The 17,681-nt window shown below is 50.4% G+C and carries 2 protein-coding genes; both read left to right on the top strand.

The window, feature by feature from the left end; genetic code table 11:
• The first annotated feature begins 4 nt into the window (after positions 1–4).
• Positions 5–3,400 (top strand): tail fiber domain-containing protein, encoded by a 3,396-nt coding sequence (locus ACO1NU_RS15780; protein WP_448819461.1) that lies wholly within the window; start codon positions 5–7, stop codon positions 3,398–3,400.
• A gap of 21 nt (positions 3,401–3,421) precedes the next feature.
• Positions 3,422–17,671, top strand: a complete 14,250-nt coding sequence (locus tag ACO1NU_RS15775; protein ID WP_448819460.1) for a hypothetical protein — start codon at positions 3,422–3,424, stop codon at positions 17,669–17,671.
• Positions 17,672–17,681: the final 10 nt, after the last annotated feature.

Raw genomic sequence — 17,681 nt, 5'->3', positions numbered from 1 at the left:
TTATATGAAAGCGAATAGTTGGTTTATCATGGTGTTTGCAATTATTGGCCTCAGCGTGAGCTCAACTGCGCAATCAATTAGACAATTCAATGCACAGTTTACTCTTTCTACCATCAAATCTCTTGGGAACAGCCAATATCAAATTACTGGTACAATATCGGATCCCAGCAATACTTTTTATGCATCGCAAGTTCTCTCAGGTGATCAAATTATAGATAAATCTGGAAATGCCTACAAAATTCTCGCGGTTACTTCAATCAGTGGCAGTGTGATTACGGCAGATGCGCAAGATTTAAATGGGGCTTTTCCTACAGGTGGTTTGGGAATAATTTTTCGTCCCTCTGCTAATGGTTACCCTATGATCGCTTTTAATACTCCTGCCTCGGTTCTAAATACAGCAATAAACACGTCAACGATTTCAATAAATTCAGATCTGCCGAAATTCAGTTCTGGTGTAGTTCTCCCAACAGTTACATACCATAATGGACAAATTGTAAGATATTCAATTACTTCCAAATTCTATAAACTTGAAAACTCCGAGTGGACACAGCTCGCTGTGACTCCGACGACGAAACTAGGCTCTAATATATCTTCAATACCTGTAGCGAGTGCGGGAAGTGTCATTTTTTTATCGGGGTCAAAGGTGTATTATATTTCTGATGGCACTATCTGGGTAGTTGTGCCGTCGGTTACGTCTTTGCCCTCAATGCCGAAATTTGGAGATGTGTACTATCAGACAGGCGAAAAAAAGCTGTATATGATGGCAGAGGGAGGTGGTTCAACTGGAGGCGCTGAATGGCTTCCCATCAGCTCTTCCTCCATTCCCGGCGGCGGCAGCGCAGACCTTCCCGCATCGCCAAATCCCGGAGATCTCTTCTTCAATACTGATGAAAACAAACTTTTTGTATTCGACGTCAATAATGAATGGATAGAAGTATCCATTAACGGGTCTACGCCGGGCGGCGTTCTCAATCCCGATCCCGCCGGTACACAGATAGTGGAAGGCCGGCTGTTTTACAATACCACAGAAAAACAGCTTTATGTTTTTAATGGGAGCACATGGATGCCGCTGGGTAATGCGCTTGCAAGCGGACAGATTTATGTCGGTAATCCTTCCAATGTTGCAGCAGCAGTAAGTATGTCAGGAGACGCAACCATTACCAACAGTGGAAAACTTACCGTGAAGCCGAGAGCGATCTCTGATGAAAAGCTCGATAAAAGCAATATTCCTTTAAGCGGTTTCGCAACACCCACTGATCATGTGTCGCTGGGTGATGGTATCACAAACTATAAAATTGTCAACCTAGCAAACCCCTCAGCAGCTCAGGATGCTGTGACAAAATCCTATGTGGATGTGCTTTTCATGAATCCTACCAGCCTGCTTACGTTACCTTCAGGCAACTTCTTTGTCGGTAATTCTTCGAATAAGGCGGTAGCCACTTTGAAAAGTGCAATTCCGCTAAGTGGCTTTGGCTTACCCACCTCGAATATCGCCATGAACAATAAGCTGATTACCGGACTTGCCTCTCCTTCAAATGATGGCGATGCCGCAAATAAGCTCTACGTAGATACCCGTCCGGTCTACCCGATCAACATCAGTTTGTACAGGAACATGCTGCTAATGGGAAATGATCAGGGACAGGCAGGGATGGTAGAAAAGAAAGATATAGCTATTAGCGAGTTAGGTGCTGCAAAAGCGGATCTGTCTATGGATGGTTTCAAGATCAGCAATCTGGGCGATCCCCTTAGCCCGCAGGACGCTGCAACAAAATATTATGTCGACAACAAAGTCTTGCCGCCGTCCAATCTTTCCCTCCCGTCGGGGACGCTGTTAGTGGGCAATACCGCAGGAAAAGCCGTGTCAACAGCTAAGGTGGATATATCGTTAAGCGGTTTCGGCGCTGCCGCCGCGGATGTTTTGCTTGGTAACCATCGTATTCTTAACCTTGCAGCTCCCCTAAATGATAGCGACGCCTCCACCAAAAAGTACGTAGATGATTTACTTCTAAATCCCAGCAATACGCTCGCTCTTCCTTCCGGTAATTTCTTTGTAGGAAATGCAAACGGGAAAGCTACAGCAACTTTAAAAAGCGCAATACCGGTAAGTGGCTTTGGTAAGGCAACTGAAACCTTATTCATGGGGGATGGCTCCAATCAATTTAATATCAGCAACCTTGCTGAGCCTTTGCAGCAGAAAGATGCTGCAACAAAGTTTTATGTGGATCAGAAAGTGAGTAATCCCTCTTCTATGACACTGCCGGCAGATCATCTCTTGCTTGGTAGTACTGCTAACGTTGCAGAGCCTGTGTCCATTGAAAATATCTCACTGAGCCGCTTTGGAGGTTTTTCTGAAAATGTTTCCCTCTCTAATTACAAGCTGACAAACCTGGCTGACCCGGTTCTGGATCAGGATGCGGTAAATAAGAAATTCTTGGCTGCGCAGCTATCTGGTATCACCTCACAGCTTTCATTAGCCGCCGGACAGCTGTTCCTGGGGAATGCATCAGGAAAGGCGACGGGAGTTCCTAAAAGTTCGATTGCACTTAGCGGGTTTGGAGTTCCGGAAGCTGACATCGCACTCGGTAACCATAAGCTAACCGGGCTGCTGAATCCGACAGACGATCAAGACGCAGCGACAAAGAATTATGTTGATAGCCAGGTAGGCGGTTCTGTTATTAGTAAAGTTAACGGAAGCTCCCTCCTGGGTAATAACTCCTCCTCAGAAGCACCCGCCCAGGCGCTTTCCACAGAACAGGTTAAAACGATGCTCGCTTTGAATAAGGTCGACAACACGGCGGATGCTTCCAAGGTCGTGGCCTCAGCGACAAAGCTTACCACTGCAGTCTCCATCAACGGGGTTCCCTTTGATGGGTCATCAAACATTACGGTGCCAGGCGACAATCTTGGAGATCACACCGCCACGCAAAATATTAAAACACTTTCCTACTCCATTAGCAGTGATGGTAGTTCCGGAAGAGGTCTTAGCTTCGAGTCAACAGGTAGCGCGGTGCTTGCCCAGGATCTGACCGTGAAAGGTAATCTATACACACCATCAGACCGGGAACTAAAGACCAGAATCGAGACGCTTTGTAACGCCCTGCAGTCAATAGATCAGATGCGCGGCGTTCGCTTCGAATACAAAGATCAGAAGCGCTTCGCCAGTGGGCCGAAGATCGGTGTCATTGCGCAGGAACTGCAACCGCTGTTTCCAGAAATGGTGCTCCGCGATTCTGCAGGTTTCTTAAAAGTCGATTACACTCAGCTTTCCGGCTTGTTGATCCAGGCCGTCAAAGAACAATATAAAATTGTGAAACAGCAGCAACTCGAAATCGATGCTCTGAAAGTGAAGATGAATGATCAGCAGCAACAGATTGATCTTATTCTTCAAAAATTAAAATAGACTGTACTCGCCCGAATAGTATTGAGAGAATTATTTCACATAGCTAAATTCGTCCTTTTTGTTCTGATCGCATCATTAAGCAGTGCCTTCGGACAGGGATATTTTCGCGTAATTGAAGGTATCCCACACCTTCCATCACTCGATCCTGCGGTGATCAATTCCCCTCAAAGCGGAATGCTTGTATACAGTAAAGACAGATCAGAACCACTGATCTTTACGGGGACAAGCTGGGAAACGCTCTGTACCTCCAATATCTCAACAGCCTCCGCTCATGATTTCTTTCTGGTGAAAGAGGGCGTTCCTCTACTTCCGGTACTAAATACAGCACCCTCAGGTATTTTGCTTCCTGGAACGGTCTACTATTCAGCAAAAAATAGCGTCGTTATGATCTTCAACGGTGGCTCCTGGTTTAAGCTGGCGGATATGTCTGCTGCCTCCTTTACCGAAAGCAGAGGCTTCAGCGCAGGTCGGGATCTAAGTTCCTGTAAGCTCCCGGTACTCAGCCAGGATCCCGCGCCGCTGGGACTCTCAGCAGGCGCCTTCTATATCAGTGCTACCACAAAATCCATCAGGTTCTTTGACGGAAAAGCCTGGCGGGCACTAACGTGCCAGGCCGTAGTAAAAACACTGCCTGTTCAGGACATCACCGGTACTGGAGCAAAGGGAGGTGGTGAAGTACTTGTCAATGGCGGTTCTCCTGTAACCTTGACAGGACTTTGTTGGAGCCCCAATATCAATCCTGATATCAACCAAAGCTCCCGTACGCAAATTGTCGCGACAGGAACCGGTCTGGGTATGTTCGAAAGCTGGATGAATGACCTGGTGCCCAATACCACGTATCATGTCAGGGCTTATGCAATCAATGATCAGGGTGTGGTATATGGTGACGATATCGTCTTCAAAACACCAATAGCTCCCCCGACGATAGTAACCCTTCCAGCAACGAAAATCACCAGCCTTACCGCAGAAAGCGGAGGTAGCATTACTGCAGACGGGGGTAGCTCAGTAACAGCACGGGGAATTATATGGAGCGCTAATCGTGATCCGCTTGCTGACTCAGTAAGTGCCCGCACTGATGATGGCTCTGGTGTAGGACCATTCCCGAGTTCACTCGACGGCCTTTTAGGAAACACTACCTATTACGTGAGGGCCTTTGCCGTCAATGCAGCCGGCACTGCTTATGGCAATCTGATCCAGTTTACCACAACTGCTCCTGTTCCACCCCTGCTAAATCCAACGTTGACTGTTTTAAATATCACCGGAAATTCTGCGGAAGGTTCAGCATTGATCCTCAATAACGGCGGAGCCTTAGTTTCTGAACGGGGTATCTGTTACACCAAAGATCAGGTAAACTGGACGTATGTAAGTGCACCTTTTGATAATACGAAAGACATAGGTTCGTTTCTCACAACACTTACCGGCTTGGATCCCGGGACAACTTACTATGCCAAAGCATATGCTAAAAACAGCGCGGGCACGGGTTATAGCAGCGAAGCAAGTTTTACAACTGCAGCGCCAGTCAGCATTACGACCACGAAACCGTACAATTATTCTCTCGGTACAGCCCTAAGCGGGGGTACTATCACGAATGCAGGGTTTTCTAAAATCACCAAACGCGGAATATGTTGGAGTACGGAGAAGTTTCCAACTGTAACCCTACCAACAACTACTGCGGAGCCACTCACCACGGATGGTATAGGAGGGTTCGGAAGCACAATGAAGGACCTCTTGCCCGGAACAACTTATTACGTGCGTGCCTATGCAGTGAATAGTGCAGGCGTGTCTTATGGTAATATGGACAGCCTGGTAGTGCCCCGTTATGCGACTGTTCAAACACTTGCGGCCTCGTCTTTATATCCTCCGACGGCTACCGTTGGAGGGCGTGTGCTGGAGGACGGAGGTGCACCGGTAACGGAAAGAGGCATTTGCTGGAGCACTGCCGCAAATCCAACAACGGCAGCGTACAAGTCCGCTCAGGGAAGTGGATTGGGATGGTTCAATGCCGTTCTTACAGGCTTGCAGCCTAACGTGGTCTATCATTTCAGGGCCTATGCTATAAATAGCACCGGCGTAGCATACGGGGAGGATATGACGTTCACCATCATTCCTGAGGCTCCGGTGATTAGAACGCTTAATATCTCAGAAATAACGAGTATGTCTGCGCTCAGCGGGGGGGATATCACGAGCGGTGGCGGAGCGCCCATAACCTTAAGGGGTATTATCTGGAGTACGTCCGGAGATCCGGCAGGCGATCCTAATGCAACCATTGTATCGAACGATGGTTCAGGAGTGGGATACTTCCCGAGCAAAATGGAGCATTTGCTTGGCAATACTACTTACTACGTACGAGCCTATGCTGTTAACAGGTATGGAAAAGCGTATGGCGATCTCAAGATATTCACGACGATTGCTCCTGTTTTACCGTCCGTCCTCCCGCCGTCGTTTGATCCAATTACGGTGACAAATACTACTGCAACCGGGGTTTTCCTTATAGCCAATAATGGCGGAGCTGTCATAACTGACCGGGGTATTCGCTATAGCAAGGATCGTAAAAACTATGTTTATGTATCTTCTGCTACGACCAACAGCACCGATATCGGCACATTCGTAGCCGCACTGAATGCCCTTGTTCCCAATTCAACCTACTACGCCCAGGCATACGCAACAAACCGGGTGGGCACAGCCATAAGCGCCGAAACCAGCTTTAGAACGTCTTCACTGGCAGTTCTCACCACTATTCCGCCTTCTTCGGTTACCGGTTTCTCCGCGTTCAGCGGTGGCGATATCACGCATACGGGTGATGATGTTATTTCCGCAAAAGGAGTCTGCTGGAGCACAGAGAAGAATCCAACGATCAGCCTGGATACCAAAACATCCGAACCGGTGAGTGGCCTGGGTACAGGTTTGTTCAATAGCCGTCTCACCAACCTGAGTCCGGGAACGAAATATTACATAAGAGCTTATGCAGTAAATAGCTTTGGCGTTGCCTATGGAAACCTGGACAGCCTTAACACGGCATCCACAGCACGCCTGACCACCATACCTGTTCATTCCATCACCAGCATGACGGCAGTAAGCGGAGGGTATATTCCTGACGATGGCAACTCCACCGTTTGGAGCAGGGGTATCTGCTGGAGCACCAGTCCTAATCCAACAACTGCCGATTCGTATTGGTCCAGCGGCTCAGGTGTCGGCACATTCTCCGTTAAAATGAGCGGATTAATGGGGGCAACAACCTATTACGTACGTGCCTATGCCACGAACGATGTAGGCACAGGCTATGGTAATCAGGAAAGCTTTACTACAGCCGCTCCGGAGCCTCCCCTCGTATTGACGCGCGATGTGATCAATATTGGTGGGAAATCCGCACTTGGCAGAGGCGTCGTGAGCAATAACGGAGGAGCCCTGGTGACAGAACGTGGTATCTGCTGGAGCACATCTGAAAACCCTACCATCCAGAACGCGAGGTCTTCATCCGGGGAAGGTACGGGAGGCTATTCTGCAGAACTTAGCGGCTTGAATCCCAATACGCGATACTATGCCCGAGCATACGCCATCAATAGTGCCGGTGTAGCGTATGGGGAGAATGTCAGCTTCCTGACCTTTACGGTTCCAACGATCCTCACCACGCCGGCTTACGCAATCACCAGTACAGATGCGAAGAGCGGAGGGGATATCGTAAGTGATGGAGGATCTGCAGTTACTTCAAGCGGAATATGCTGGAATACTACGGGTAATCCGACTACAAATGATACGCACACCACCAGTGGAATAGGTGTTGGAAACTTTATACACAATATCTCCAGGCTCATGGGTAGTACGAGATACTTTGTGAGAGCATACGCTATCAACAGCGCTGGTATCGCATACGGCAATAATGAAGAATTTGTAACCGGGCCACCCATTGCTCCTGTGCTGACCACCATGGAGGGTAGAAGCGGAATTACAGGGACAACTGCACTCTCTGGCGGGACGATACTGAGCGATGGTGGAGCGCCTATCCATACGGAGGGACTCGTCTGGAGCGCGGTCTCCGGCTTTAAACCCGATACCGCTGTCGTCAACCGGACTATTCAGGCAGGGGGCGCTAACTTTACCTCTACTATTAAAGGATTGAAGCCGGGAACAACTTATTACGCACGAGCTTATGCTACGAACGCAGCCGGAACAAGTTATGCAAATAACGAAGTGACATTTAAGACGTTCGATGTGCCTGCTATCGTCACGATCACCCCGGACCCTGCGTCGATTACCAGTGTGGGAGTGAAAACGGGAGGAACGATCGTCTCCAACGGAGGTACTGATATTATTCAAAGCGGGCTTTGCTGGAGTACAAACCCACTGCCTATAGTTGCTGATGAGCATACCACGAACGGCTATGGATCAGGAAGCTTCGCAACAACCATTACCGATCTATTGGGGGGCACAACCTATTATGTGCGTGCATATGCTACTAATACCGTGGGAACCGGTTACGGGGCTGTTGAAACCTTTACTACCAAAGCTCCTGTTCTTGCAACGGTTGTCACTGCAAAGCCTGTGGCCTCCTCCTCTGTTGCGGCTCAGGGTGGTGGAAATATCCTTAGTCACGGAGGTTCTCCTGTAACAACCAGAGGTGTCTGCTGGAGCACCGAACGGAACTTCAACCCGGATACAGTCACCCTAAATAAGACAGCCCAGACGGGGTACTTCAAAGGCAGCTTTAATGCTGATCTTACCGGACTGACTCCGAACACTATTTACTACGTAAAGGCCTATGTGGTGAATGGTGTCGGTACAGCCTACGGCGAGGAGATGAGCTTCAGAACGCCGACGCTTGCCTCGTTGACCACTGCTTATGCAACAGCAAACGGCCCAACTAAAGCAAGTAGCGGCGGTCATATCACGGATGACGGCGGTGCCGAAGTGACTGACCGGGGAGTCGTGTGGAGCACGGTGGCCAGCTTTGTTCCGGATACGGTGAGTGTCAACAGGATGTCGAATGGCGGTGGATCGGGCAGCTTCGTCAGCAAGGTGACGGGATTGAAAGGCAGCACTACCTACTACATCCGTGCTTTCGCAAAAAACATCGCCGGAACCGCCTATGGTAATCTGCTCAGCTTTATCACTGATCCACCTACTCTTCCAACAGTCACCACCAGGGATGCATGGAACATCAATGGTCTTACTGCTGTTACCGGCGGAGTCATCACAGATGACGGCGGCGAGGCAGTAACAACCCGGGGAGTGGTATGGAGCACCAGATCTGGCTTTAATCCGGATACAGTAAGCTCTGGTAAAACAGTGCATGTTGGTTCCGGAAATGGATCTTTCTCCACTACAATAACCGGACTGAACCGCGGAACTGCTTATTACGTGCGAGCCTACGCCATAAATAGTGTGGGCATCGCATACGGTGATGAAATAACGTTCATTACCCTCGATCTTCCGAAACTGAATACACTGGCAACAAGCGCAGGGTCCGATGGAAAGTCTGCAACGAGCGGGGGACAGCTTATTCACGACGGTGGAGCCGCTGTAACCAATCAGGGTGTTTGCTGGAGTACCAGTCCGTCGCCTACAGTCAACCTTCATTCCAGAACAACGAACGACCAATGGTCAGGTACATCCTTTAATAGTTTATTAACAGGACTTGATCCCGTAACGAAATACTATGTGCGTGCTTACGCCTCGAACAGCCAGGGAACAGGCTACGGAGAGGAATTAGTATTCACCACACTTCCTTCCTTGGCCACTATTTCCACTACCTATGCAATAGTGACATCCAAGTCTACTGTGGTCACAGGCGGACTGATCAGTGCGGAGGGAGGAGCCCCCGTAATCGAGCGCGGCGTGGTATGGAGTACTGATGAGAACTTCAATCCGGATACTGTAACGTTGGCTAAAACAAACGACGGGGCCGGAGCAGGATCCTTTAGCAGTACAGTTGTCAACATGGAGTTGAGCCAGACCTATTATATCCGTGCGTATGCAAAGAATGCTGCAGGTACCGCGTATGGTAATCAGATTGCTGCAACCATATTCCCGACGGCGCCTATACTAAAAACGAACGAACTGACTGAAATAGGTGGATACGCGGCTAAGAGTGGCGGTGTAATCACCAGTGATGGAGGTGCTCCGGTTACGCTGAAGGGAATTTGCTGGAACACCCAGCCTAATCCAACCGTCAGTAACAGCCGCACCTATAATGGTGAGGGTACAGAAGCCTTCGGGGCAATGTTATCCAACCTGAAGCCGAATACCCTTTATTATGTCCGCGCCTATGCCATCAATAAGATCGGTACCGCTTACGGAATAGAAAGGACATTCCAGACGAACGGTATTCCTACGCTTACAGCTACTGACCCGGTAAGCAATATTGTCGCTACCTCGGCACAAAGCGGGGGGGAGATTACCGATGACGGAAGAACGGCTATACTGGTGAGAGGATTATGTTGGAGCAGATATAGCAACCCTGACGTTTCCTTATCGACAAAGACGGAAGACAAGTCCTCCGGAAGCATCGGAAGTTTTACGGCGACAATGAGGGGGCTGGCCGCAAATACCACTTACTACGTGCGCGCCTATGCGACGAATGGTGTGGGTACGGGCTACGGTAGTCAGGTGCAATTTACGACCCTTCCTGTCATGCTGCCTTCGCTTGTGACCTTAGCTCCAACAGCCATTGATAGCGTGAAAGCTACCAGCGGAGGGGATATTAGTGACGATGGAGGAATGCCGATCACTGGCAGGGGAATTTGCTGGAGTACGAACAGGGACTTTACAATCGCCGTGAATTCTAAAGTCTATAACAGCGTGAGTGCAGTCGGCGAATACACGAATGATCTGTCAGGACTGCTGCCTGGTACAAAATATTATGTCAAAGCTTTCGCCATAAACAGCAAAGGAACAGCTTACGGGAATCTGGACAGCTTGATCACTGCGGTCATCAGACCTTCTGTGAGCAATGTGCAAGTGTCTGAGTTGACCATGGTCAGTGCGAAAGGTACAGCCTCCCTGATCTCCACCGGCGGAGATAGAGTAACAGGCCGCGGTCTTTGTTGGAATACTTCCGGAAAGGTGCCGTCCTATCCTTTTCATCCGGACAGCATGCTTGCCGTACCAGAAAGCGGATTGGTTATTGCTGGCACCATCACGAAGCTTCTTCCTGAAACGAAATACTACGTTTGGGCGTATGCGACTAATTCTGCCGGAACCCGCCTCAGCCAGGTTGCGACTGTAATAACAACACCGACGTTACCGACGCTTACGACCAATAAGCCTTCAGCTATTACCAAAAACTCGGCAACTGCGGGAGGGAATATTTCAAAAGACGGAGGGCTTCCTGTAACGGCACGAGGCATTGTTTACAGCCGGCGCGGGATTCCAACGCTCGATAGCCTGAAAATTACCCATGCGAGCGGAGGTGCGGGTAGCTTCAGTATAAGTCTGAGTGGTCTTGTTCAGGGAGCAACCTATTACATAAGAGCTTATGCAACAAATGCTATGGGTACGGCTTACGGTAACCTGGACAGTCTTACTACGCTAACCACGCCAATGGTGACCACCACGAAAGCTGCCAGCATCACCAGCGCCGCCGTAATAAGCGGTGGTGAGGTCTTAAAAGACGGGGGCGTAGCAGTGACGTCCAGAGGTGTATGTTGGAGCGGTACGGAGATGCCGACCGTTGCACTCCTAACGAAGACCAGCGACGGATCAGGTCTAGGCGCTTTCCAAAGTAAGATAACAGGATTGAAGCATATCACCACCTACTATATCCGGGCGTATGCGACCAACAGCCTGGGTACGTCCTATGGAGCAGTTGATACCATCAGGACCGAGCCAATTGTTCCAACAGTCGGCCTGGTGACGATCAGTTCTCTTAGTGATTCCGCCGCAGTGGGCTCTGTAGAAGTAACGGACGACGGAGGCGCAGCTGTAACGGCCAGAGGCTTCGTATGGTCAACGAAAGGATCACCTTCAATGACCGACAATATGGTTCAGGATATCAATGCAGGCTTGGGAAGTTTTGAGGGAATTATCCGGAATCTTAAGGAAGGTCCTACCTATTATATCCGTGCGTTCGCAACGAACAGCGTAGGCACAGCCTTTAGTAAGGAGGTAACCAGCTTCAAAATATGTAAGTTATTTACAGCCATTCACACCGCGGGATTGAACGGTGCGCCAGTGAGTAAAACGGTCCAATATGGAAATGTAAGTTCAAATATTACCGGTAATCTGCTTTGCTGGTTAACCCAGAACCTGGGTGCCGACCGGCAGGCAACAGCAGTGAATGATGCCTCTGAAGCTGCTGCCGGATGGTACTGGCAGTTTAACCGGCCACAGGGCTATAAGTCTGAAGCCGGGGTGCGCACACCATCAAACGCTTGGACCACCTGGATCGGCAGTATCTCCGAAAACCAGCAGTGGCTGCCTGCCAATGATCCATGTAGTTTACTTCTGGGTCTCGGCTGGCGTATTCCAACCTCGGCAGAGTGGACCGCTGCAGATGCACCTCCACAGAACTGGACAAGTGCAGTGCATGCCTATTCTTCGGCGCTTAAGCTCCATTCTGCAGGTATGCTCACCTACAATGCGGGCGGGCTGGAAGGTCGGGGCGTGTTCGGCTGGTACTGGAGCTCAACTCAATATAGCAGCACCAGTTATGGTAATTTTCTAAATCTGAACAGTGGAAGCTCTGTGTCTTATGCGGACAAGGCTTATGCCATGCCTCTGCGATGCGTACGCGACACGATCGTTAGAAGTAAACCGACCGTAAGTAACGTCATTATCGGCGATATGACCTCGTCGACGGCAGAAGGATCAGCCATTGTGAGCCTTGATGGAGGTGCGCTTGTCGTTTCCCGTGGACTGTGTTTCAACACCACAGGTTTGCCTACGATTGATGATACTCGCCTGCCGGCAGGAAATGGCGTAGGTTCTTTCACCGGGATTTTGCAGGACCTGGAGGAAGGTCCAACATATTATGTCAGAGCTTACGCCACGAATAGTCAGGGTACATCCTATAGTCCGTTAGTCACCAGCTTCAAGATCTGCCCAACAGAATTTGATGTTATTCATACTGGCGGATTAAATGGTGCTCCTGTCACGAAAACGGTTAAATACCATTCAGTAAGCAGCAATATCTCCGGTGCCGCACGTTGCTGGTTAACTCAGAACCTGGGTGCAGATCAGCAGGCTACCGCCATCAATGATGCCAGTGAGGCATCCGCCGGTTGGTACTGGCAATTCAATCGCCCACAGGGGTATAAGTCGGACGGCGGCGTACGTACACCATCCAATGCCTGGACTTCCTGGATCAGCAGTATCTCGGAAAACCAACAATGGCTGCCGGCGAACGATCCATGTAACCTGCTCCTCGGACTCGGCTGGCGTATACCAACCTCAGCAGAGTGGACGGTGGCAGACGCTCCCCCTCAAAACTGGACCAGCCCGGCGAATGCTTACGCATCGGTTCTAAAACTCCATTCAGCGGGTATGCTGACCTACAGTACCGGAGGGCTCGAAGGGCGTGGTGCATATGGCCGCTATTGGAGCTCCACCCAATATAGTAGTACCGGTTACGGTAACTTCCTGGAACTGTATAATGGAAGTGCAGTTGGCTATATCGATAAGGCCTATGCGCTTCCTGTAAGATGTATTCGGGATGAGGTGGTTTTGTCTAAGCCTACGGTGAGTGACGTGAGTATTCCAACAACAACGATGACGGCTTCTTCCGCCGAGGGTACAGCAACTGTGGCTTCCGATGGTGGTGCTCCTGTCTCCGTCCGCGGCTTGTGTTTCAACACCACCGGAACTCCTACTACCGCCGATATCTGTGTACAGGGAGGTAGCGGGACCGGGGTTTTCAATGGAACCTTACCAGGATTGGTAGAAGGCCCGACCTATTATGTACGGGCTTATGCGACAAACAGCCAGGGGACTTCCTACAGCCCAACGGTAACGAGCTTCAAGATTTGTCCAACGGAGTTCGAGGTGATCCATACTGGCGGACTGAATGGCGCTCCTGTAACCAAGACGGTTACATATCATTCCATTAGCAGCAATATTTCCGGTGCTGCACGTTGCTGGTTAACCCAGAACCTGGGTGCCGATCAGCAGGCTAGCGCCATCAACGATGCCAGAGAAACATCTGCCGGTTGGTACTGGCAGTTCAACCGCTTACAGGGCTATAAGTCAGATGGCGGCGTACGTACACCGTCTAACGCCTGGACTTCGTGGATCGGCAGCATCTCCGAGAACCAAAGCTGGCAGCCCGCTAATGACCCGTGTAATCTGCTTCTGGGCCTCGGTTGGCGTATACCAACCTCTACAGAGTGGACCGCAGCAGATGCTCCTCCTCAAAACTGGACCAGTCCCGCTGACGCTCAAGCATCCGTCCTCAAACTTCATTCGGCCGGTATGCTGACATACAATACAGGCGGCCTTGAAGGGCGCGGTGTATATGGCCGCTATTGGAGCTCCTCCCAATACAGCAGTACCAGTTACGGGAATTTCATGGAACTGTATAATGGAAGTGCGGTCAGCTATATCGACAAGGCATACGCACTTCCTGTGAGGTGTATCCGGGATAATGTCGTCTTATCTAAACCTACGGTGAGTAATGTGAGCATCCTGACAACCACGATGACAGCTTCTTCTGCCGAGGGTACAGCAACCGTGGCATCTGATGGCGGTGCTAAGGTAACTGAACGTGGCCTATGCTGGAACACCACAGGCGAGGCCCCTTTGATTACCGATAATATTGTCAAAAATGCTAAAGATGGTTTGGGCGTATTTGCTGGTGTGCTGCAGGGACTCGGCGAGGGGCCAACCTACTATGTACGTGCGTATGCCATCAACAGCGAAGGAACCTCATATAGTCCAACGGTGACGAGCTTCAAGATCTGTCCAACAGAGTTTGATGTGATTCATACTGGCGGATTGAATGGTGCTCCTGTCACTAAGACGGTTACATATCATTCCATTAGCAGCAATATCTCCGGTGCCGCACGCTGCTGGTTAACTCAGAATTTGGGTGCCGATCAGGAAGCTACCGTAGTGAGCGATGGCAGTGAGGCATCCGCCGGATGGTACTGGCAATTCAACCGCTCTCAAGGCTATAAGTCAGATAATGGTCTGCGTACGCCGTCCAACGCATGGACTTCATGGATCAGCAGTATCTCCGAGAATTTAAACTGGCAGGCTGGCAATGATCCGTGTAACCTGCTTCTGGGTCTCGGATGGCGTATTCCAACTTCCGCAGAGTGGTTAGCTGCAGATGCTCCTCCTCAAAACTGGACCAGTGCAGCCAATGCCTACGCTTCTGTTCTGAAGCTGCATTCGGCCGGTATGTTGAACTACAGTACGGGAGGTCTTGAAGGTCGGGGAGCCTATGGTCGTTATTGGAGTTCCACCCAGTATAGCAGTACCAGTTACGGTAACTTCCTGGAACTGTATAATGGAAGTGCGGTCGGCTATATGGATAAGGCATATGCGCTTCCTGTGAGGTGTATCCGGGATAATGTGGTATTGTCTAAGCCTACCGTGAGTGACGTGAGCATTCCGACAACAACGATGACGCCATCCTCTGCTGAAGGTACGGCAACCGTAGCGTCTGACGGGGGAGCTAAAGTAACTGAGCGAGGCCTATGCTGGAATACTACAGGTGAGGCTCCTCTGATTAGCCATAACCTCGTCAAAGATGCTAAAGACGGTTTGGGGGTATTTGCTGGTGTACTCCAGGGACTGCGGGAAGGGCCGACCTACTATGTTCGGGCCTACGCGACGAATAGCGAAGGAACCTCATACAGTACAACGGTGACGAGCTTCAAAATCTGCCCTACAGAGTTTGAGGTGATTCATACTGCGGGACTCAATGGGGCCCCTGTTACCAAGACAGTCAAATATCATTCAATCAGCAGCAATATCTCGGGTGCTGCACGCTGCTGGTTGACCCAGAACCTGGGTGCCGATCAACAGGCCACCGCCCTAAACGACGCTAGCGAGGCCTCTGCGGGATGGTACTGGCAGTTCAACCGCTCCCAAGGCTATAAGTCAGATAATGGCCTGCGTACGCCGTCAAACGCATGGACTTCATGGATCAGCAGCATCTCCGAGAATCTAAACTGGCAGGCTGGCAATGATCCGTGTAACCTGCTTCTGGGTCTCGGTTGGCGTCTTCCAACTTCCGCAGAGTGGGTTGCTGCGGATGCTCCTCCTCAAAACTGGACCAGTGCAGCCAATGCCTATGCATCCGTTCTGAAGCTGCATTCGGCCGGTATGCTGACCTACAATGCCGGAGGCCTTGAAGGTCGCGGAGCCTATGGGCGTTATTGGAGTTCCACCCAGTATAGCAGTACTAGTTACGGAAACTTCCTGGAACTGTATAATGGAAGTGTCGTTAGTTATATAGACAAATCTTATGCGCTCCCGGTCAGATGTATCCGTGATAATGTCGTTTTGTCTAAGCCTACTGTAAGTGATGTGAGTATTCCGACGACAACCATGACGGCATCCTCTGCCAAAGGTACATCAACCGTTGCCTCCGACGGCGGGGCCAAAGTTACGGATCGGGGTCTATGCTGGAACACCAGCGGAACTCCAACCCTTGACGATCAGGTTATTCGTTCCGGAGATGATATAGGAATGTTTGTAACCACATTGCAGAATCTTATTCAAGGGCCAACGTACTATGTTCGGGCCTACGCAACAAATAGTGAGGGAACTTCTTACAGCCCATCGGTAACCAGCTTTAAAATCTGTCCGACAGTGTTCGACGTGATCCATACTGCAGGATTGAATGGCGCTCCTGTGACCAAGACCGTGACCTATCATTCGATCAGCAGCAATATTTCAGGTGCTGCCGCTTGCTGGCTAACTCAGAATCTTGGTGCCGATCAGGAAGCTGGTGCTGTAAACGACGGCAGCGAGGCATCGGCCGGTTGGTACTGGCAGTTCAACCGCGCTCAGGGCTATAAGTCTGACGGCGGGGTTCGCACCCCATCCAACGCCTGGACGAACTGGACAAGCAGTATCTCCGAAAATCAAAACTGGCAGGCTGCCAATGATCCGTGTAACCTACTCCTGGGAATTGGATGGCGCCTCCCAACCTCAGGTGAATGGGTAGCAGCAGATGCTCCTCCTCAAAACTGGACAGGCCCTGGCAATGCTTACGCCTCCGTTCTGAAACTCCATTCAGCTGGTATGCTCAACTATAGTGTCGGATCGATCGACGGGCGTGGCTCATACGGCCGATACTGGAGTTCCACCCAGTATAGCAGCACCAGTTACGGAAATTTCCTGGAGTTGTATAATGGAAGTGCCGTGAGCTATATTGATAAAGCCTATGCACTCCCGGTCAGATGTATTCGCGACGGAGTAGTTCTGGCGAAACCCCTTGTTAGTGATGTAAGCATTCCTACATCAACGATGACGCAGTCGACGGCTATTGGTACGGCGACGGTGGCCCTGAGTGGTGGCGTCCCTGTTTCCGTCCGCGGTTTGTGTTTTAATACAAGCGGTACACCGACTACAGCCGATATCTGCGTGCAGAGTGGCAGTGGCACGGGCGTATTTAGTGCAACTCTGCCGGGTTTAGTGGAAGGAACTACTTATTATGTTCGGGCTTACGCAGTCAACGATGAGGGTACCACCTACAGTAAGTCGGTAACCAGCTTTAAGATTTGCCCGGCCGACTTTGATGTCGTTCATGTCGCCGGTGTCAACGGTGCGCCCGTCAGTAAAACGGTGACTTACCATTCCATCAGCAGTAATATTTCCGGAGCAGCCCGTTGCTGGTTGACGCAGAACCTGGGTGCAGAGCAGCAGGCTGCTTCAGTGAACGACGCGTCTGTAGCTGCGGCAGGCTGGTACTGGCAATTTAACCGTTCCCGGGGATATCAGCATACAGACAGTCGTAGCCCGGCAACGTCATGGATAACAAGTATTTCAGAAAATAGCCACTGGGCTGCATCCAACGACCCATGTGCACTTCTGCTGGGGCTGGCCTGGAGGATTCCTACAGCCACAGAATGGACCGCGGCAGATGCTCCGCCACAGAACTGGACAAGTGCGACGGACGCCTTTAACTCCGTTCTGAAACTTCACTCTGCAGGCGTCCTGGCCTATAACACTGGAGTGGTTGCCGGGCGTGGAGCATACGGGCGCTACTGGACGTCGAGTCAATACAGCAGTACATCATACGGAATCTTTCTGGATCTGAATAGCGGAAGCGCAGTAAATTATATTGATAAAGCTTATGCCCTACCATTGCGCTGCATCAGAGATTAACAACAAAGAA

The sequence above is a fragment of the Arcticibacter sp. genome (assembly GCF_053551015.1).
Note: the sequence above shows the minus strand (reverse complement) of the source record. Positions and strands in the feature narration are given on the sequence as shown.